Source organism: Paenibacillus baimaensis, from assembly GCF_025567575.1.
The window spans coordinates 82,811-102,275 of the sequence record NZ_JAOQIO010000016.1; the positions used below are offsets into that span (position 1 = coordinate 82,811).

At 41.7% G+C, this 19,465-nt stretch carries 18 protein-coding genes; 16 read left to right on the forward strand and 2 right to left on the reverse strand.

Annotated elements, in window-relative coordinates:
• Positions 1-27 precede the first annotated feature (27 nt).
• Together OB236_RS07350 and OB236_RS07355 are read right to left on the reverse strand one after the other, a co-directional pair.
• Positions 28-1,482, reverse strand: a complete 1,455-nt coding sequence (locus tag OB236_RS07350; protein WP_262683358.1) for an MDR family MFS transporter — start codon at positions 1,480-1,482, stop codon at positions 28-30.
• Between the two features lie 158 nt (positions 1,483-1,640).
• A complete protein-coding gene (locus OB236_RS07355; protein ID WP_262683359.1) occupies positions 1,641-1,880 on the reverse strand; it encodes a hypothetical protein in 240 nt (79 codons plus the stop codon).
• A gap of 711 nt (positions 1,881-2,591) precedes the next feature.
• On the opposite strand from OB236_RS07355, the gene trpB reads away from it, so the two are divergent.
• The 16 genes from trpB to OB236_RS07435 all read left to right on the forward strand — a co-directional run bounded on the left by trpB (position 2,592) and on the right by OB236_RS07435 (position 19,451).
• Entirely contained in the window at positions 2,592-3,752 is a 1,161-nt protein-coding gene (trpB, locus tag OB236_RS07360; protein WP_262683360.1) for a tryptophan synthase subunit beta, read from the forward strand.
• Positions 3,753-4,000: 248 nt separating this feature from the next.
• Positions 4,001-4,612, forward strand: coding sequence for a DUF4304 domain-containing protein (locus tag OB236_RS07365; protein WP_262683497.1), 612 nt, complete (start codon positions 4,001-4,003; stop codon positions 4,610-4,612).
• A gap of 209 nt (positions 4,613-4,821) precedes the next feature.
• A complete protein-coding gene (locus OB236_RS07370) occupies positions 4,822-5,283 on the forward strand; it encodes a phage tail protein (protein ID WP_262683361.1) in 462 nt (153 codons plus the stop codon).
• A 524-nt stretch (positions 5,284-5,807) separates the two neighbouring features.
• Positions 5,808-6,314, forward strand: coding sequence for a MerR family transcriptional regulator (locus OB236_RS07375; RefSeq protein ID WP_262683362.1), 507 nt, complete (start codon positions 5,808-5,810; stop codon positions 6,312-6,314).
• The gene (locus OB236_RS07380) at positions 6,311-6,760 is read left to right on the forward strand and encodes an SRPBCC family protein (RefSeq protein ID WP_262683363.1); all 450 of its coding nucleotides are present in this window, start codon (positions 6,311-6,313) and stop codon (positions 6,758-6,760) included. Before OB236_RS07375 ends, OB236_RS07380 begins: the two co-directional genes overlap by 4 nt.
• Positions 6,757-7,209: an SRPBCC family protein gene (locus OB236_RS07385; protein WP_262683364.1), complete on the forward strand. Its 453-nt coding sequence runs from the start codon at positions 6,757-6,759 to the stop codon at positions 7,207-7,209. The genes OB236_RS07380 and OB236_RS07385 overlap by 4 nt, the downstream gene beginning before the upstream one ends.
• Positions 7,210-7,785: 576 nt before the next feature.
• Positions 7,786-9,018 carry a hypothetical protein gene (locus tag OB236_RS07390; protein ID WP_262683365.1) on the forward strand — a complete coding sequence of 411 codons (1,233 nt, stop codon included), beginning with the start codon at positions 7,786-7,788 and terminating at the stop codon, positions 9,016-9,018.
• A gap of 7 nt (positions 9,019-9,025) precedes the next feature.
• Positions 9,026-9,580 carry a hypothetical protein gene (locus OB236_RS07395; RefSeq protein ID WP_262683366.1) on the forward strand — a complete coding sequence of 185 codons (555 nt, stop codon included), beginning with the start codon at positions 9,026-9,028 and terminating at the stop codon, positions 9,578-9,580.
• Positions 9,568-11,475, forward strand: coding sequence for an AAA family ATPase (locus OB236_RS07400; RefSeq protein WP_262683367.1), 1,908 nt, complete (start codon positions 9,568-9,570; stop codon positions 11,473-11,475). Before OB236_RS07395 ends, OB236_RS07400 begins: the two co-directional genes overlap by 13 nt.
• 447 nt (positions 11,476-11,922) lie before the next feature.
• Entirely contained in the window at positions 11,923-12,345 is a 423-nt protein-coding gene (locus OB236_RS07405) for a MarR family winged helix-turn-helix transcriptional regulator (RefSeq protein WP_262683368.1), read from the forward strand.
• A gap of 53 nt (positions 12,346-12,398) precedes the next feature.
• Entirely contained in the window at positions 12,399-13,220 is an 822-nt protein-coding gene (locus OB236_RS07410) for an alpha/beta fold hydrolase (RefSeq protein ID WP_262683369.1), read from the forward strand.
• Positions 13,221-13,784: 564 nt separating this feature from the next.
• Positions 13,785-15,332, forward strand: a complete 1,548-nt coding sequence (locus OB236_RS07415) for a malate:quinone oxidoreductase (protein WP_256711412.1) — start codon at positions 13,785-13,787, stop codon at positions 15,330-15,332.
• Between the two features lie 965 nt (positions 15,333-16,297).
• Complete coding sequence (locus tag OB236_RS07420; RefSeq protein WP_262683370.1) at positions 16,298-16,471, forward strand: hypothetical protein; 174 nt, start codon at positions 16,298-16,300, stop codon at positions 16,469-16,471.
• The gene (locus OB236_RS07425) at positions 16,471-16,848 is read left to right on the forward strand and encodes a type II toxin-antitoxin system death-on-curing family toxin (protein WP_262683371.1); all 378 of its coding nucleotides are present in this window, start codon (positions 16,471-16,473) and stop codon (positions 16,846-16,848) included. The genes OB236_RS07420 and OB236_RS07425 overlap by 1 nt, the downstream gene beginning before the upstream one ends.
• Positions 16,849-17,267: 419 nt before the next feature.
• Positions 17,268-18,485 (forward strand): MFS transporter, encoded by a 1,218-nt coding sequence (locus OB236_RS07430; protein WP_262683372.1) that lies wholly within the window; start codon positions 17,268-17,270, stop codon positions 18,483-18,485.
• Positions 18,486-18,512: 27 nt separating this feature from the next.
• Entirely contained in the window at positions 18,513-19,451 is a 939-nt protein-coding gene (locus OB236_RS07435) for a carbohydrate ABC transporter permease (protein ID WP_262683373.1), read from the forward strand.
• Positions 19,452-19,465 lie beyond the last annotated feature (14 nt).

A 19,465-nucleotide genomic window follows, 5' to 3' on the forward strand; every position in this document is an offset into this window, starting at 1 on the left:
ACCTTTGCTTCTTGTACGGTTGCAAACTTACGATTCAATCTGTGCTTGTAATGAGTCATTTTCATTATGTACAGGTAACTTTTTTATAAACCAACCCAGTACCAAAACAAGTATGGCGAGAATAAATTCAATCCAAAAAACCGTTTGCAGACCGGCAACCATGCTTTGTGTTTTCTCGTGCATTGCAGTGGGATCTAGCGAATGGTGAAGATAACGATTGGCTCCGGATGACATGGTGCCGACGAACAATGCGATGCCAATTCCCCCAGCAATCTGTTGGAGCGTATTGTATATGGCTGTGCCATGGGGGACCAGATGACGCGGAAGTTGATTCAATCCTGTTGTCTGAGCCGGCATGACGACGAACGATATGCCTAAGAATAAGAGGACATGATTGAATAGAATGGAACCTTGCGCAGTATCACTGTCGATGCCGGCAAATTGCCACAACGATATGGCGATCAAGAGCAATCCGGGCACTATGACGAATCTCGGCCCGAATTTATCGAATAATTTCCCTGTAACCGGCATCATCATTGCGTTTAAAATGCAGCCTGGCATCAGAAGTAAACCTGTCGCGAATGCTGTCAACTGCCTCACATCCTGCATATAGATCGGCAACAATGTCGTGGTGGCGAATAGAACCATCATCAGGACTACTACCAATACCGCAACCAGAGAAAAAGTAGGATGCCGGAATACGGAAAGATCGATCAACGGCTCTTTGATCGTGAGCTGCCGCCATACAAGCAAGAGCAAGAAGAGGCTGCCTATGGCAATTGACCCGTAACCCAAAGGCTCAACCCAAAGAATTGTTTGGCTGAAGCCGTAGGTGATGCAACCGAAACCGACGGTTGACATCACAATGGATAAAATATCGACCCTTGGCTTGGTTTGTTCTGTCACATTCTTTATGTACATGAATGCATAAATAATCGAAAACAATGCGACAGGAATCACCATATAGAATAGCCATCGCCAATGTAAGGTATCGATGACCAGACCCGACAAAGCTGGCCCGATGACAGGGGCGACCATAATGACCAACCCCATGAGACCCATGGCGGCACCCCGGCGTTCTGGAGGATAAAGGGCGAGAATCGTATTCATCATCAATGGGATCAATAATCCTGTCCCGCAAGCCTGAACAACCCTGCCCATCAGCAAGATTCCGAATCCCGGGGATACTGCACACAAGCAGGTACCGGCCAAAAATAACGCCATCGCAGACATAAACATCTGGCGAGTCGTGAACCATTGCTGCAGCAATGCGGTCACCGGCACCAGTACGCCGATCACGAGCATATAACTCGTCGATAACCATTGTATGGTCGCAGCAGCAACGTTGAATTCCCGCATCAATCCAGGAAATGCATTGGTAAGTAAATTTTCGTTAAGAAACGCAACAAATGCACCGATGAGTAGCGCAGTTAACATCGGCCCTCTCTTCATTCCACTTGCCTCTTGAACCCGTTTGTTCATCTTCTACCTCCCGAATATTCATTGCGTTCCGTCCGTTGTTTGTATATCCAATATCCCCCCGATCGACCTGAAGGCAGGTCAACTCTGCAAGGTTAATCAATCGACAAAGCCGACTTTTCGCAGTGCCTTGACACCGAATCTCCAGTCTCTCGTGCAGATTATCCTACACCATCACTTTCTAACAAGGAATAAAAATTATCGCGGTCTTTGTCATCGAATTTGCCAAGCGTCCGAACCCTGACAAATTCATGTCCACCATACATGTCTATTTCCTCGCCATACCTATTGTAGAGCGCGGTCATATTGCCATCCCGATTCAACTCCATGTACCCGTAACATTTTGCCTCAGGCGCTTCACCGTAAAGGAGTATAAATCTGATTTTATCCACGCTGTTCATGCAGCTCCTCCCTTTCTGTCTTTCGTAATGGCCTTGAATTCATTGCGTTCTGTCCTTTGTGTGTACATCCCTTATCTCCCCATCGACCTGAAGAAAATTTTACATGAAACCGGTTGAATTGGAAAAAGCGATATCGCCCTTCATACTCGGAAATTCATTCATATTTCGAAAGCATAAGGGGGGATCCCCCGCTATGTCGCTCATTCGCACATTATCTCTTGACAGGATGAGATTTGGGGATTATGATAACGTGCCGGTCAACTCTACAAGGTAAATCAATAAAAAGGCCGATTTTTCGAAGTGCCTCGGCACCGAATCGTCAGCCTGTCGTGCAGATCATGGAAATAAAAACCCATAAGAACATCAACAAAGGATAGTCATAATTAATACAGAAAATTTGGATGTAGGGAAAACATAGTGGCTTGTAAGTTGGGTGAATCATCTTAATTTAGAGAAATACTCTTAGTCCCTAAAGAGGTTGGTACATTTTTTTTAAGTACGAACTACAATGTTTTCTAATAAATGGTGTGATTGTACTAATGGCAAGAACTTGGACAAAAAATATGTAGTCACTTGAGCAATTTATCGAACTTGTTAATCTCAAAGGCAAAGATAACTTTGCATAACACCATATTCAGGCCTTCTGTAATTTATGGTAAGATGTTAGGTGTGGATTACCATTTCTATTTCAATTAGTGGAGGCGCTTACTTATGGAGCAAGATTTGCAGCAAGAGGGATACTTTGGAGAGTTCGGGGGCAGCTTTGTCCCGCCGGAATTGCAGGAAGTGTTGAGCTATTTGAGTGAGCAATTTTACAAGTTTAGAGACGACCCAGAATATAAGGAAGAGCTTCGGTATTACCTGCGCGAATACGTTGGTCGCGAGAATCCGCTGACGTATGCGGAGCGGCTGACCAAAGCTTGGGGAGGGCCGAAGATTTACTTGAAGCGAGAGGATCTGAATCATACCGGAGCGCATAAGATCAACAACGCTATTGGCCAGATTCTGCTCGCTAAGCGGATGGGTGCCAAGCGGATTATCGCCGAGACCGGTGCGGGACAGCACGGTGTTGCTACGGCGACGGCTTGTGCCATGTTTAATATGGAATGCGTCATCTACATGGGGGCTGAAGATACACGCCGTCAGGCGCTTAACGTGTTCCGTATGGAGCTGCTCGGTGCGACTGTCGTGCCGGTTCATAAAGGCCAAGGACGATTGAAGGACGCTGTAGATGAAGCGTTGGACGATCTAGTTCGCAATTATAAAAACACGTTTTATTTGCTGGGTTCCGCAGTGGGTCCGCATCCGTTTCCGACGATGGTCAAGCACTTTCAGGCGATTATTAGCGAAGAATCGAAGCTGCAGATTATGGAGAAAGAAGGCCGTCTGCCGGATGCGGTAGTGGCTTGCGTAGGTGGTGGCAGCAATGCGATTGGTGCATTCGCCCATTACATCGACGAGCCAACCGTTCGCTTGATCGGTGTTGAGCCCGATCAAGCGCCATCCTTAACCCAGGGTGTCCCGAGCATCATTCATGGCTTCAAGTGCTTAGTGCTGCTGGACGAGGAAGGCCAGCCGAGGAAGACCTATTCGATCGCCGCGGGACTTGATTATCCGGGCATTGGGCCGGAGCATAGCCACCTGAAGGTGACGGAACGGGCTGAATATGCAACTGTCACCAATGAGGAAGTTCTGGAAGCCTTCCAGGAACTGTCCCGCACGGAGGGAATTATCCCTGCCCTAGAGAGTGCGCATGCGATTGCCTACGCGAAGAAGCTGGCGCCTACGATGGGTCAGGATCAAATTATCATCGTCAATTTGTCTGGCCGCGGGGATAAGGATGTCGAACAAGTGTATCAAATGCTCAAATAAAACAACGGATGCATCACTCATTACAATGCACTAGAAACAGATGTGTAAGACGGAAGGGCGTCCAACTGGGCGCCCTTCGACTTTGCCTTAGATTTGTTGCGTTGAACCGTATCATAAGTGAGGGCGGGATTTTCCCCCCACCTTGAAAATACATGAGCTGTATAGGTGTGGCTCCTTGCTTAAATGGAGATGATGAAGAATCGTTCTTATGGGGTTAATTTAGAAAAAGCAATCTTCTAGGAGGGGTCATATTGCAGCATTTCTTTAACGATCTGATAAAGCAGGACGTTAAATCGTTTCTTTCCAAGCGTGGCTTCGCAAAGAAGAGTTTGAATTTTAATAAGATAACAGGAAACCTCATCTACATGTTCAATTTCCAAAAATCCTCTGGCAATACAGCGGACAATGTAATGTTTTATGTGAACTGCGGTATTTATTCAGCGGAGTTGGCACAGATACAATCGAGAGAGATTCTGACAGCACCCAAAGAATCAGAGTGTCATTTCAGAGCAAGAATTGGGCAAATTGCTGAGTCCGTTCCAGATCGATTTTCTATCACTTCTGATACGAATAGGGATGATTTAATAAAAACGCTGCTAAGCGGATTAGAAGAGGTTATTCATTTCTATGATACGATGACCAGTGTCAGATCAATTGTTGATTATTACACTTCAGGTCCATTTTTACATCTGGGTGAAGAGAGCTTTCATTTGCTATTACAATCCAATGATGTAGCAGCGGCTCAACATTATTTGAAGGCTTTGCAGGAAAAGCACGGAACAGAGAATCGATGGAGCATCTTCGAAAATAAATACAAGACCATCTTCAATAAATACGGAGTGGAATTCGATAAGCACTAAGTCTGCATATTGAACGAGGCCGTCGATTACTTCGACGGTCTTATTTGTACATTAAAAAAGCAAGATAATAGTCCTAGAACCAAACAACGTGGTTTATCATATCCAAAACGTGAACGTTTATATTGAATCATTTTTGGTATAATATTTGGTAGATAAAGAAGATTGAATTTTTGTATACAAGAAATAATGAGAGAAAATGAGGGATGGAAATGTCGTATATCGTTGATTTTAAAAATGTGTCTACGGTAGGTTTAGAGTCTTCACCTGTAGCAGAAGCGCTTGCTGGTTTACGTGCCAATGAAGCCCGTTACTTTATGAATAAATACAAACATGAATATACGGTTGTACCAGCTAGCGAAAGTCAGGAGAACCTTGAATATGTGAACCGCATTTTGAAAGAACGTGATATTGCGTTTGCGGCCAAGCCTTTAGAAACGTCGCGTTTTCAAGTGGAAAATATCCAATTTACCTACGTCTTTTATGAGGATGGTCTTGGGGTCAATGTCATGTACACGGTTGATGACCCTAAGAAGCGGGCTGTTGGTTTTAAGCTTTCTGAGGGGATGGAGGTACCCAAGGAATTGGAAGGGAAGTTTAAGTTTGCTAGGCAGAAGTCGAAACTAGCTGGAACAATTCGGGGCTCGTTTTTTGTTATTAAAGGACAATATTAAAGTAAGCCAAAGCGCAAGTGGAGGAATCCAGTCATTGCGGTCTGAGTCGTCTACGCTGGGATCAGGCTTATATGGATGCAAGTCTATTCGGGTACAGGATGGTGGACTCGGACCATCTTCAGGCTAACCATGTTAACGCGTTTCGCTGGTGCTTTCGTGACTGGAGAACTGTATGGCAATAGTTCAAATAGCAGGGCTCTTTGAGTCATATGTTACTGGCTACTCTTGAGTGTGAAGATTAAGGCTCTATTCCGTTTGGCAGAATAGAGGCTCTATCTTGTTTGCTTAAATTTTCAAAAACACTCGAATATATGCTTGGTTTTCCAAACGAATATTTCTTATAAAATGGCATTAACGAGCGCAGCGGCGGAGTTTACGCTGTTATACATAATAGCTAGTGTTCAAAATCAGGGGCGTAAAAAAATTCTGGTAGAGCGTCACGATTTTGCTTGCACCTTACGTAACGTAATGTTTTACAATAGAGCTACCGGTACCTAGCTAGCGCCAAAGAGTGGAGATGGTTCATGAAGAGACATTGGAAGGTCGGAGATCTCGCCAAGCTGACGGGGCTTACCGTACGAACCTTGCGGTTTTATGATCAAATCGGGTTGTTCCCTCCGTCGGGACAAACGGAATCCGGCCACAGGCTGTACAATGAATTGGACTTGTCGCGATTGCACCAGATATTATCGCTTAAGGAGCTGGGGTTATCTCTCGAGGAGATTAAGTCCGCTTTAAATGGCGGGCAGATCAGTCCGCTTGAGATCGTCAACCTGCAGATAAACCAAATCAAAGAACAGATCAAACTGCAGCAGAAACTATTGGAGCAGCTCAGCTATGTATCCAAGCTCATGCAGGGCAAGGCGGAATTAACGGTTGAAGATTTCACGAACCTTCTGCAAGCGATGAAGGTGGGATTTGAGAAACCGGTCATTGAGCGGCAAACGAGTTGGGAGCGACATTTGGACCTGTTGGGAGACTTTCTTGCCGAAGAGAGCGGTATTCCGAAACTTAAGGAGGAGAATCAATGAACGAACGATTTGTCAAGCATGGAACCTTCGTCGTCGAGCGGACTTATGCCGCTTCACCGGAGCGGGTTTATCACGCATGGGCCGACCCGATTGCCAAGGCCAAGTGGTTTTCGAAGCCAGACATCTTCGATTTCCAGGTTGGCGGGCGCGAGTACAGCAGCGGCGGGCCGCCGGAAGGGCCGATCTTTACCTTCGACGCCAACTACCAGGAGCTTGTTCCAGAGCAGCGCATTGTCTATACGTACACCCTGGATGCAGACGGCATACGCATCTCCGTCTCGATCACAACGGTCGAGCTTATCAAGTTGGAGGGCGGTACGAAGCTGATTTTCACGGAGCAAGGTGTGTTCTTTGACGGACACGATACGCCGGAAGTACGGGAACACGGCACAAACGTTATGTTGGACGCACTGGGTAAGGTAGTAGAAGGGGAGTTAGGAACATGACAATAGGTGAAAATGAACTTATTGCTACACGCGAGTACGATGTCCCGCAGGAGCTCGTGTTTCAGGCCTGGACAACTCCCGATTTGTTAGCCCGATGGTGGGGACCGCAAGGCTTTACGAATACGTTTCACGAGTGCGATATGAGGCCGGGAGGCACGTGGCGGTACACTATGCACGGACCAGATGGCGTGGATTATCCTAACCATAACGTCTTTGTTGAAATCGTGCCGCCGGAGCGGGTTGTGCTTGATCATCTATCTGGCCACGAATTTCGGGTAACGGCTACCTTCGAGGGCTTCGAGGGCCGCACCAGGGTCACCTTCCGTCAACTTTTCAAGAAAAAAGAGGAGTTTGAACAAGCTAAGCCGTACTGCGTAGAAGGTAATGAACAAAACCTTGACCGGCTTGGCAAGGTACTGGCGGATTGGCCTACTAGCTTTGCGAAGTGATATCGGTTTGGAACTGTGCCAGTTATGTGATGACTCTAAAATTATCGCCGTTTACGTTCCCTGTCGGGAATGGACGGCGATTTTTATTTTAGTAATGGGAGGACGCTCGGTGGTGGAGAGCTGACAGCCTATCAAGGCGGATTTCTTGCCTATAGCCCCGTTAAAACTGAAAAATATCAAAAATAGGGCGAAATGACGTGGCTATATTCGCTGCCAGCACCATTCAAGCTATCAAGGGTTGGAAATCTAAGAAAGAATGTGAAGACAACAAAAAATATTACTTTATAGTGGGAGTGATGTAAACGAAGAAAAAGTTATTCAAATTACAACTAACGAACAGATCTCGAACTACATAATTTCGAAATCAGTTTTTTGGGGGATTGGATTCAGGATGAACACTTACAACGAATATTTTTTGTGGATATTCTAATTCCAAAATGATAATATAGGAACATATGTTCCATTTTAGGATATTAATTCCTTAAAATCCAAAAATATGGACAATAAAAAGGAAAATGGAGGATGATGTCGAAATGCCATAGTGCATAAGATTCATAATTATAAGGAAGGGAACCTATGGAGAGAAGTATTATCAGTCGGGTAGTAGGTGAGCAAAGTAAGGGGGAAAGGCTGCAACGATTAAGAGCTATCCAGTTAATTTTTGACGAACTTGAAAAATCCACTAATATATCTGTGCTTGTAGCATGTGAGTATATTGAGGATGTCTATATTACTTCAAATGATGGAAATGGTAAAAGTAATGAATATTTAGAGAGCGATAAAAGTTATGAATCAAAATGTTTTTCATTAAATTCAGATGAAGTTAAGAATAGTTTAGTGAGTTTTCTTGATGTTTTTTTACATCATGGACAGCATATTCGTTTTGGTTTTTATACCAACACTGGTATTACTAATGAACGCACAACTGAGTTATTGAAAAAACATAAGCTGGAACTACCTGAAAAAGAACTTATGCGTCTATTATTAGATAAAGACTATAATGAGGTACTTCCCTATTTGAAATGCATCATATTAGATGATTATAAAAAGCAATACGCGGGCAAAAATGAGACAGGATATTTAGATGTAATTGAGAGATATCCGGATGAAATATGGATTCAATTCCTAAAACAAATTGATTGGAAATTTGACCAGGAAGACGAAAACGAACTTGAAATCACATTAGTATCAAAAGTTAAGAGTTGTCGCTTATATGATACTGTGACCATATCTGGGAAAGAGCAATATATTATTGATGCACTTGATAAAGAGCTTGAAAAAAGACAAGCATTTAAAGACCCTCTTCATCGAATGATTAATGTAGATACAGTAAGAGCAAAATTTCTTGAAATAGGTAACAATGTTGCATCTATAAAACCATTAGACCCATGTTATGAAGATTGGGAGTCGATGGAAAAACCATTTGATGGTCGAAATATTGACAGTAAAATTAAAGATGTATCCCCTGAATATGATGAGTCGACTTTTGAGATTTTTGCAAGAAAAATTGGTTCGATTGAAAAACAACTATTGAGAGTTCAGCCTCAGGAACGTGGTGCATATCTTTATCGTGTATTTGAATCTTGTGAAGAACAACTGATACGAGTCGTATATAAGCAAACACGCCAATACAAAGTTGAACCGCCAGTCGTTGATGATTGGATAGATATGTTGGTTCGTTCAGCGAATTCGCATTTAGAAGATTGGGGTAAAGATTATCATTACCCTTTCAAAAGTGAAAATGCTGTTCGTGATACGATTTATGAATTAATTAACTCATGTTATTTAGCTTTTGACAGGAGGAGTTGAATGTGCAATGAGTGACCAAATAAAGAATAACAATGTGAATGTTAAGAAACGCATGATGTTTAGCGCGGAAGATGATTATTATTATTTCGCTTACAATACGATAATTTTCTTACAGACACTTGGTTTTACAAGTGAGAAGCAACGTTTACAAGAATGGTCGAAATTAAATTATCTAATTCCTTTTTTGTCTAATCACGCATTATTTTCTATTGTTGCTTCCAATAAAGCATTGGATAGTAAAGCTTCGCCCATCGATAGAAATCATTTGAAAGAAACCTACTTAAAAAGTCGTCTGCGACTAAACTGGGCAGGTTCATTGTTCTATGCTCTTCAACAAAAGGGCATTCTTTCCATGTCCAAAAATGAAACTAGAAAATCATTTGATATGTGGTTATCTATTGAAAATCTTCCAGAAGAGTTTTCGTCCTCAGAATTATTTCGAATGGAACGTGAACACAGCAAGCAAATAAAATCCATGTTCTCATATATAAGAACAATGAAAACCGATTCATTACTTGATGAATTGTTTCGCAAAAGGGGCGTAAATATATGGGAAGATTAAAAATTAATCGAGTGCATTACAATGGCGATAAGTACACCTATAGTTCACCCAAATTAACAGATGGCGTAAATATTATTGAAGCTGGAAATGGTGGAGGAAAGTCTACATTTAGTGCTTTAATCTGTTATGCGCTTGGCGATTACGTTCACATGTTTAATTTCTCTAAAACAGAAGTTCATAAAGAAGTCAAAAACGATACTAATAATTTCGTGCTTCTTGAAATTGAAATCAATCATGAGCCTTACTTGATTAAACGTTATTTTGGTCAAAAGCAGAATAACATGATTATTGTCCAAGACAAGAATGGCAAGGATGAGTCATTGTATTTAAACAGACAACATATGCCAGAGGGTCAATCCACTTATTCAGACTGGCTACTTCAAAAACTTGGTATTGAAGTGGTTGACGTTTGGCAAGGCACATCTCACTTTAAAGTTAATTTTACAGATTTGTTTCGTCTTATTCATTATGACCAAGGGACCGAACCAAAAAGAATATATAAAGAGCATAAAACAGATGGCAGTTTTATTTCAGATTCAGTTAATATACGGAAAGTCATTTTCGAGCTGTTGGTAGGTCATCGATTCTCCGATTACTATGCAATGCTTGGACAATTACGTGAGTATGAGAAGCAAAGAGACGCCAAAAAAATATTATTTGATAATTTTGGTGTTTTGGCTACCGAGATGGGATATGACGTAAGCGGTTTTCCATCAAGCGAGCTGCTGAGAAAATTGACAGATGATAAACTGGAACTTCAACGAGTTCAACTATTGCGTAATGACGTTAAGACTAGAAAATCAGATTCTTCAAAATTCGAACTACAAATTCAACAACTTCGTCAAGCGTTAGTCCATAAAGAGCAAGAACTAGCAGAGGCTCAAACGAATCTTAGCAATGTCTCATTTGAACAGCGTGATTTGATTGAACTGAAAGAAGAATTGATAAGAGAAGTTTCACATATTAACAAAATTATTTTTTCTCATAACACACTACATCTTTTTTCTCCAGACCTATGCCCTTGCTGTTTTAATAAAGTGGAACGTGTCAGTGGCATTTGCTTATGTGGTGCAGAAATACAAGAGGGACAAAGTGAACGTTTCTTCTATAATTCGCAGGAATATATTGAGATTTTACGCTCAAAACAAAAATCAGTTGAAACCATAGAAGTTGCTATCAATTCGTGTGGAAAAGAAATTTCGTCCTTACAAGAAGTTATTAAGCAAATTCATTTGAACTTGGAGGGCATACGCAGCCAATTGAAAGAAGCCGAACAGCACACGAATGCTAATAATCAAGAATTACTCCAATTGAATGAACGTGTATATCACTTAAGGAACGCTATTCAAGATAGTGAAAATAGGATTAAAATCATTGAAAAGTATGAAGGAATTGAACGAGCTTTTAATAAAGCAAAAAATGATTTTAATACGCTTCAAACAAAAGTGAGAAATACGCAGGATGTAATAGAACAATTGATACAAGCACAAATTAAGCGGTTTAATGGAATTTACAACGACTTTATGACGAAGACTTTGAATGGAGTAACAAGCGCAGAGATTAATGAGGATTACATGCCTATCATAAACGATGGATATTATAGAGAAGCCAGTTCAGATGTACCTAAACGTTTTTTATATTTCTTAACTCTTTTGGCTATGTCATTGGACTCTAAGAATCGAATTCCATTCCCTCAGTTTTTACTTGTTGATACACCTGAAAACCTGGGGATTGATAAAGATAATTTGGATAAATGTATGGATAGAATTTCTGAATTTCAATCTATGGATTACCAAATTATATTGACAACTGGATTAGGTAAATATCCTAAAACATTATCTGGGTTCATTAAACAAACGGTTACTGAAGGAGACAAGTTGTTAAAGCTGAAATAAATTAGAACCGTTTTGAAAAGATGAAGAACAGGTGCATCATATTGCTTGACGGATGTAGTAAAACGTACAGAATATAGAGAAGTTACAAAATTCTCTGGATGTAAAGGTACATTTAATACTTATCAAATATCGGAGCTTCTACTCTAACTATATGTTCTAAACAGTGGCATTGTGGTAATTCTAAGCCACTGTCCAAGCAACTTCAGTATACCTATGGCAGGTAGTTATTTGCCCCACCGTTCCTAACATCTGTCACCCCTGCGTAGGGCACCGAACCAGATGCCCTTCGACTTCGGTCTTTAGATGACATGCTGAGCCCTACCACAACTAACAGCAAGCTTTTAATTAAATGATCCATAAATGTCGATGGTCTTTCATCAGTATCCCGCCGCGGGAAGCACACCAAGCGCACTTGCCATTCGTTTGATATCAAACTATAATGTGGTTATGGAAAATAGAGATGCTATTTCATTAATCTCCAAAATTAGAGAGAGAGTCAATCGGTTTATTGTAGATGAGATGGTGAAGAATGGGGTAGACGGTATAGGCACTTCGCATGGTGATATCTTCTATGCGCTATTTAAGAACCCCAGACTCACGATGGCGGACATTTCTAAAAGGATTAATAAGGATAAATCTACAGTCACAGCACTTGTTGACAAGCTGGTTCGGCTCGGATATGTGACAAAGGAAAGGGACAAAGAGGACACGAGGGTTGTTTATGTTGCTTTAACCCATAAGGGGAGTGAGCTGAAACCAATCTTTGAATCCATATCGAAAGAAATGTTAGACGTGTTTTACTTCAACATCTCTGAAAAAGAAAAAGAAGATTTGCTTAACATTTTAAAAAAGATTTATGGCAACTTTTAAATTTTTTTCGATATATAGTTTGATATCAAATTAAATGGCGAGGAGGAAAAATCATGAGGGATTTTACGAAAGAATTACCTGATCATACGGAGAAATACATCGGGGACAACGATTTATTTTTAGAGATATTCGAGGGGGATAACCTGCCTAAAGCAACTAAACAAAGGCCTCCGTTACTTTTTGTACACGGTGCCTTCACTGGAAGCTGGATGTGGAGCAAATATATACCTCACTTTATCAGTGAAGGGTGGTACTGCTATGTTATGAACTTGAGAAGTCACTACAAAAGTAGGCTACTGGATATGACGAAGTTAACTTTAGAGGATTATTTGGAGGATATGAAAGAGGTTATCGCTGAGTGTGGGGTTCCACCGATTCTTATCGGATTTAGCATGGGGGGAATCTTGAACCAAAAGTTGGCCGAAACCGTCGAGATCGCCGGGTTGGTGTTGATCGATTCAGTCATAAGCAAAGAAGTTTTTGAAGTAGTGCCCTACAAAGAGTTAGACCAGATGACACCTGGTATCCTATTGCCTGCACCAGTCCGTGAAGAGCTTTCAAGTATAGATGAAACGACAGATGACATTGAATTTCAAAAGAAATATCTGTCCATGGAGTCATCGAAGGCATTTAGTGCTTTTGTTTTTTCAATCGAAGCAAAGGGTATATCTATAGACAGCAGTTCGATTTCTTGCCCTTGCCTGGTTGTCAAAGCAGTAAACGGTGATGATGACGACCGTCGGGGTAGAGTGACAGCGGAGCACCTCCGTGCTGAGTATAAAGGGCTTTGGAACACAACTCATACCGGCGTGCTCGTAGGGCAGAGATATATGGAAGCGGTAGATACAATCATGGATTGGTTAAAAAGATTATAAAATGGACGCGAAGCTAAGACAGCCTACCGTAGAGTAGTGTGTAATCAACAGCGAGGACGCGCTTTGCCGTGAGGGTATCCGGAGGACGGATATGGAGGATCTTGTGCTTGAACTCCCGCGGTGAACCCTTTCACGAGCAACAGTGAAAAATATTGTCTGATAATAGCATCCAGGACCTCTAAAACTCGGTTTTAGGGGTAGTTGTCGTATAAATTACCACGTTAATGGATGAGTTGGTCAAACAAGGTATATGAATAGCTAAAAGTTAAGATGACCTTAAATCTGACGGAGAACGATAGTTCTATTATTCCTGCTTGCTTCACTTATATAAGTTGATCCCAGTAACTGGACAGCGCTCAACATTTGAAATAAGGTCATCCATTCGCCTATAATAAACGTTGGTTCTTTTTTTGTTTACAACTATCATATAATAGTAAATTTTAATATTTTAATCTACAATTAATAGTGGTACACTATGAGTAGGTTATATTTGATCCAGAAAAGATGTGTGATAGGTCGCGACCATGCTCGTAGCGCCTACATTTTTTCTGCAAATCTAAGGGCATAAGGACGGTAAAAATGAGTAACAGACAAACTAAAACAGACGTTATCTTAATTGGTGCTGGAATCATGAGTGCTACTTTGGGGTCGCTGCTGAAAGAATTAGTACCGGACTGGGAAATTACAGTGTTAGAGAGGCGTGAAAACGCAGGAGAGGAAAGTTCTAACGAATGGAATAATGCGGGAACGGGGCATTCTTCACTGTGTGAGCTTAACTACACCGTCGAACAACCGGACGGATCTATAGATATTAGCAAAGCTATTAAAGTTAATGAAGAATATCAGGTTTCAAAGCAGTTTTGGTCTTATCTTGTTAACAGCAATCTGATACGTAATCCGCGGGATTTTATCGTGCCAGTGCCTCATATGAGCTTTGTACAAGGGGAACAAGATGTAACGTTCTTAAAAAATCGTTTTGAAGCACTGTCTGACAATCCCCTGTTTCAAGGGATGGAATTTTCCGATGACCCGGCAAAGCTGATGGAATGGATTCCGCTAATGATGAAAGACCGGACATCCAATAAACCTATAGCGGCTACAAGAATTGAATCTGGCACGGATGTCAACTTTGGCGCTTTAACGCGTACATTGTTTGACCACTTGAAAAGTAAAAATGTCGATATAAAATTCAAACATAATGTTGATGATATTACACGTACTAGCGATGGCTCGTGGGAATTGAAAGTGCGTAATGTCGATAACGGTACCGTTGAAAGTCATGCTGCAAAATTCGTCTTTATCGGCGGCGGCGGCGGAAGCCTGCATTTGCTGCAAAAATCCGGTATTCCTGAAGGAAAAGGTATTGGTGGATTTCCGGTAAGCGGACTATTTATGGTCTGTCAGAAACCGGATGTTGTAGCCAAGCATCGTGCAAAAGTATACGGTAAAGCTGCGATTGGTGCTCCGCCAATGTCGGTTCCACATCTTGACACCAGATTTATCGACAATAAAGAATCGTTGTTCTTCGGACCGTTTGCCGGCTTTTCACCAAAGTTTTTGAAATTTGGTTCCATGTTTGACTTGGTAACTTCCGTAAAACCACATAATCTCGTAACGATGATGGCGGCAGGTGTAAAAAACGTTCCATTGACCACCTACCTGATCAAGGAAGTTATGTTATCGAAAGAAAAGCGCATGGAAGCATTACGGGAATTTGTTCCGAATGCCAAAAGCGAGGATTGGGATTTACTGGTAGCAGGTCAGCGTGTGCAAATTATTAAAGATACGGCTGCTGGCAAAGGAACGCTTCAATTTGGTACAGAAGTTATTAATGCCGCTGATGGCTCGATAGCTGCATTGCTCGGCGCTTCTCCGGGTGCTTCTACCGCCGTTTCCGTTATGCTTGAGATCATCAATAAATGCTTCCCACAACATATCAAAGCGTGGGAGCCGAAAATAAAAGAAATGATTCCTTCTTATGGCGTGTCACTGTTGAAAAACCCAGAGCTTATCGACGAAATTCATACTTCAACCGCACAGACACTTGACTTAGCTGGTAAAAAACAAGCAAATCCGAATAACCAAAAAAACCGTATGTTAAAGGAAGCATAAATTAAGCGTAAGTTGCCGTATCAGCAACTTATGCTTTTTCTTTATGTGTTTTCAATTACCTTTGTTGGCATAATAGACAGAAGTTAATTGTGATGACTGTTGGCCAATTGTTACATCTACGACTCAGAAAGGCCATTAAATCAGGTATTAACCCACTCGCGACTGTGGGGACAAAGAAAGAGCTATGGAGCTTGCCCGAACTGTAAGTTGTGTGGTATTTGCGAAGTTCGCAAATACCACGTTATATGAAAGTCCGGAAACATTTTATGAAAATCTTTAATGAGAGAAAGTGATAAATTGAATAACAAAATAAAGAACTTTGAGTTAATAACTTCTGTACTTAGTTCTTTTTGTTGGATTAAATTTAATTGCATTACTGAATTTCACTTTTATAAAGTCCTTAATAAATTCTTTGATGAAGTTCCTATCTTAGATTTCACTATGGAGTATAAAGAGGATGTAAGTACCTATATAATTAAATTTCGTTTCAAAGGAATAGAAAACTTACAGCTTTCAAGTACAACGAATTATGGTATACAATTATCCGCATTTGAAGTCACTGATATAAGAGAAGATGGATGGTGTGATTTGAATTATAAAGTTAATGACTATGAAAGTCATAACGACGTTATGTTTTATTGCAATGAAATAGAAGTGATATCAATAACAAGATTGTAGCGGACTCGAGAAGCCGGACCTTCATATAACACCGTATCTACGCTGCGGCCTGACGGCCTTGGTCTGCAAGAGGAATTTCGAGGAAGCATAATCAGCAGACAACCCTGTACAGCCTAACCGCGTCGCGGCCAGTTGCTACGCTCCTTTAAGGCAGTGAGGGTTCGTAGATACACAAACGTTAGAAGAAATATCGGCAATATATAATATGTGAGTAGTTCATGAAGCCAATGTTAAAATACATAGTAATTTGGTGTATACTGGATGTATCAGTATTTGGGGGTGTAGCTATGAGTATCGAAGAAAAGTTGCTACAGGATTTTTTAGCGCTACCAGAGGATAAAAAATTAGAAGTTATTGATTTTGTGGAATTTCTCAAGTCTAGAAATCAGAATAAACTTGAAGCTTTAATGGACGATATTATAGTCGAGAATCGCGATGCTCTTGAGGAGTTAGCAAAGTAATGAATACAGTCACTGTAGAACAGATCGTAATATTCCATCGGAAGATCGTAAATGTAACTGGTGGATCGGATGGAATAAGGGATCGCACATTAATCGATAGTGCTTTAAATAAGGCAATATTAACTTTTGATGGTAAGGAATTATATGAAGGGCTTATTAGGAAGATCGCGGTAATTAGTTACGCATTAATTAAGAATCATGGGTTTGTCGATGGGAATAAGCGCATTGGTGTTGCCACTATGTTGTTACTGCTCACACTTAATGACATAACAATAAATTACAGTCAGAGTGAGCTCATTGATTTGGGATTAAGAGTTGCAGAAGGATTATTGAAAGAAGAGGACATAGAACATTGGATTTTAAAACATCAGGTCTGACAGCTTGATGTTTTATTTTTTTATTAAGACTTTTGAAAGTAGTACAAAGAAGGCCGGTACAACTTCTCACACCGTATCTACGCTGCGGCCTTTAGAAGTTGATAGCATTAAATAACACCGTTTTCCCACTGTGAAACCATGAGTGATTGTATCTTTGACTGGATGGCCGCTATCTTAAAAATAATCTGGATTCCTCCACAACCCGGACAAGTGTATATCGCACTTGTCTTTTTTTGTCGTCAAGATGTACAGTACGGGAATCACTCCTTCAACAAATCGAGAAGAAAGTCATAATTCTACAAAAGAAAATCAAAATAGAGCAAAGTTATAAAAACTCATTCCCCTATAATGAACAATATGAAAAAGGCAAGGGAGGTACAGTAAAGCATGAACCAATCAGAAGGAGTTAACAGACAGCCATGAGTGAATTAAGTGAACAGAAGGCAAAACCTACTATTTATCCTGTCATATTTGCCATAAGTTTGGCCCATTTGATCAACGATGCGCTGCAAGCGGTCATTCCAGCTTCTTACCCGATCTTGAGAGATTCGTTGCATTTGTCGTTTACGCAAATAGGTATGATTACGTTCATCTTGTATTTTTCATCCTCGGTTATACAGCCTTTTGTCGGCATGTATGCGGACGCGCGGCCTACGCCGAATTTGCTGCCACTTGGTATGGTAATCGCGGTTCTCGGCATGCTGGGGCTGGCTTTTGCCCCGGGGTATGCGATGGTGCTCGCAGCTGTTGCTTGTGTAGGCTTGGCGTCGGCGATGTTTCATCCGGAGGGGTCGCGAATTTCTTATTTGGCTGCCGGGCCGCGCAGAGGCTTGGCACAATCGATTTTCCAAGTCGGAGGCAACACGGGTAATGCGCTAGCGCCGCTCATGACGGCACTAATCTTTTTTCCATACGGACAATTCGGGGCGATTTGGTTCACGCTGTTAGCTGCTGCAGGCATAGCTATTCAGCTGTGGGTCGCGCGCTGGTATAGAGCGCATTTATCGCTCATTCCGGTGAAAAAAAGCAGTATGAACGCCAGGCAGTTAGACGAAAAACACAAAAAAACGATTCGCTATGCGATCATTCTGATCATTTTCATTGCTTTCGCCAGGTCTTGGTTTGGATCGAGCATCTCGACTTATTTCGTGTTCTACGTGATTGAGCATTTTCAAATATCCGTACCCACTGCGCAGCTTTATATTTTCATTTATTTGGGTGCAGGCATACTCGGAACATTTGTGGGGGGGCCGCTGTCAGACCGAATTGGCCGGAAAAATGTGATCTTGCTTTCTCTGCTCGGCTCAGCTCCGTTCGCCATGCTGCTTCCGCATGCCAATGAGCTGTGGACCTATCCGCTGCTATTTATACTTGGTGTTCTCAATCACAGCAGTTTTTCTGTCACGGTGGTTTATGTGCAGGAGCTGGTACCTGGCAAGGTGGGAACCGTTTCGGGCCTGATTACAGGACTATCCTTCGGTATGGGCGCGATTGGCGCCGTAGCATTGGGAGGCTTGATTGATGCCACCAGCTTGACACTGGTCATTACAGCCTGCTCGTTTATGCCGTTATTGGGCGCTATGGGCTTCTTTCTTCCATCCGACAAAAAGATTCGCGAGTGGTCGGCACAGCAATAATTAGATTTTATTAGAGAGGTGAATGTTATGAACCGAAATTCCTCTGTAGTGTCCATGGATAGACCGATTTCTAAGCAACGGACAGGATCGCTGCAGCGCAAAGAATCCCTGGCTGGTTTATTGTTCGTCAGTCCGATGATTATAGGCGTTACTTTTTTAACGCTGATCCCTATTATAGCGACGTTCCTGATATCCTTCTCCGATTGGAACTTTATTATGGGGCTTCAAGGATTCAAATGGGTTGGCCTGAGTAACTTCCAAACGCTTATGAGCGATACCGCGTTTTTGAAGTCGATGAAAAATAACGCTATGTTTTTACTGACGGTCCCTATTTATATGGGTATTTCTTTGGTGCTCGCGATTCTTATCGAAAAGCATATTTATTTTAAAAGTTTTTTTAAGGTCGCTTTTTTCATGCCCTATATTTCCAGCGTGGTAGCTGTTGCGACCGTGTGGATGGTGCTTTTTAATCCGTCTACAGGACCTGTGAATCAATTTCTGACCTCTATCGGTATTGACAATCCGCCTAAGTGGATAGCAGACCCATCCTACGCGCTGCCTTCACTGATGATGGTATCCATATGGATTTCTATCGGCTTTAACATGATCATTTATATTGCCGGACTACAGAACATTCCCAAGGATCTATATGAAGCGGCCGACATTGATGGTGCCAACGGTTGGGTGAAATTTCAGAAAATCACACTGCCGCTCCTGTCGCCTACTACTTTCTTTTTGCTAGTGTCCGGTATCATTGCCACCTTTAAGGTATTCGATTTGATTGCCATCCTGACAAGGGGTGGACCGATGAGATCCACTTCGATGATGGTTTGGGACATGTATGAAATGGCATTTGTTAATTTGAAGATTGGTTATGCCTCCTCGATGGCATCCGTTTTATTCTTCTGTGTATTGCTTATTACGATATTGCAATGGCTCGGTCAAAAGAAATGGGTCAATTACTAGAAAGGAGGAAGCAG

Excerpts from the sequence above, each read along its gene's own strand:
- OB236_RS07350 (WP_262683358.1), bottom strand. The coding sequence starts at position 1,482 with ATGAACAAACGGGTTCAAGAGGCAAGTGGAATGAAGAGAGGGCCGATG.
- OB236_RS07355 (WP_262683359.1), bottom strand. The coding sequence starts at position 1,880 with ATGAACAGCGTGGATAAAATCAGATTTATACTCCTTTACGGTGAAGCG.
- trpB (WP_262683360.1), top strand. The coding sequence starts at position 2,592 with ATGGAGCAAGATTTGCAGCAAGAGGGATACTTTGGAGAGTTCGGGGGC.
- OB236_RS07370 (WP_262683361.1), top strand. The coding sequence starts at position 4,822 with ATGTCGTATATCGTTGATTTTAAAAATGTGTCTACGGTAGGTTTAGAG.
- OB236_RS07375 (WP_262683362.1), top strand. The coding sequence starts at position 5,808 with ATGAAGAGACATTGGAAGGTCGGAGATCTCGCCAAGCTGACGGGGCTT.
- OB236_RS07380 (WP_262683363.1), top strand. The coding sequence starts at position 6,311 with ATGAACGAACGATTTGTCAAGCATGGAACCTTCGTCGTCGAGCGGACT.
- OB236_RS07385 (WP_262683364.1), top strand. The coding sequence starts at position 6,757 with ATGACAATAGGTGAAAATGAACTTATTGCTACACGCGAGTACGATGTC.
- OB236_RS07390 (WP_262683365.1), top strand. The coding sequence starts at position 7,786 with ATGGAGAGAAGTATTATCAGTCGGGTAGTAGGTGAGCAAAGTAAGGGG.
- OB236_RS07395 (WP_262683366.1), top strand. The coding sequence starts at position 9,026 with ATGAGTGACCAAATAAAGAATAACAATGTGAATGTTAAGAAACGCATG.
- OB236_RS07400 (WP_262683367.1), top strand. The coding sequence starts at position 9,568 with ATGGGAAGATTAAAAATTAATCGAGTGCATTACAATGGCGATAAGTAC.
- OB236_RS07405 (WP_262683368.1), top strand. The coding sequence starts at position 11,923 with ATGGAAAATAGAGATGCTATTTCATTAATCTCCAAAATTAGAGAGAGA.
- OB236_RS07410 (WP_262683369.1), top strand. The coding sequence starts at position 12,399 with ATGAGGGATTTTACGAAAGAATTACCTGATCATACGGAGAAATACATC.
- OB236_RS07420 (WP_262683370.1), top strand. The coding sequence starts at position 16,298 with ATGAGTATCGAAGAAAAGTTGCTACAGGATTTTTTAGCGCTACCAGAG.
- OB236_RS07425 (WP_262683371.1), top strand. The coding sequence starts at position 16,471 with ATGAATACAGTCACTGTAGAACAGATCGTAATATTCCATCGGAAGATC.
- OB236_RS07430 (WP_262683372.1), top strand. The coding sequence starts at position 17,268 with ATGAGTGAATTAAGTGAACAGAAGGCAAAACCTACTATTTATCCTGTC.
- OB236_RS07435 (WP_262683373.1), top strand. The coding sequence starts at position 18,513 with ATGAACCGAAATTCCTCTGTAGTGTCCATGGATAGACCGATTTCTAAG.